The organism is Mesorhizobium sp. M4B.F.Ca.ET.143.01.1.1 (assembly GCF_004792275.1).
GTDB classification, from domain to species: Bacteria; Pseudomonadota; Alphaproteobacteria; order Rhizobiales; family Rhizobiaceae; genus Mesorhizobium; species Mesorhizobium abyssinicae.
The window spans coordinates 1-289 of the sequence record NZ_SRSR01000335.1; the positions used below are offsets into that span (position 1 = coordinate 1).

At 64.7% G+C, this 289-nt stretch carries 1 protein-coding gene; it reads left to right on the forward strand.

From position 1 onward, the window contains the following. Positions 1-194: cupin domain-containing protein (locus EN786_RS37230; protein WP_135910208.1), on the forward strand; the 194-nt coding region annotated here is incomplete at its 5' end. Between the last annotated feature and the right edge of the window lie 95 nt (positions 195-289).

The following is a 289-nucleotide window of genomic DNA, read 5'->3' on the forward strand; positions in this document are numbered from 1 at the left end:
GCTGCCAGGTCTCGCATGTCGGCTATGTCGTGTCCGGGTCGATCACCGTGCGGATGAACGATGGCACGCAAAAGACCTTCGAGGCCGGCACCTCCTACACCATTCCGCCTGGCCACGAGGCCTGGGTGGAAGGGAACCAGCCGTTCCAGTGCATCGAGGTGCTGAGCGCCGAACAATACGCCAAGCCGGCGTAGCACAAACAGTCGCCCCGACCAGAAAGCGACCGGAGGGGTCGTCTCGAATTGCCGCCCTTGAGAGGCGAAGACGGGTCGCCACGCGCGGCCTGTCC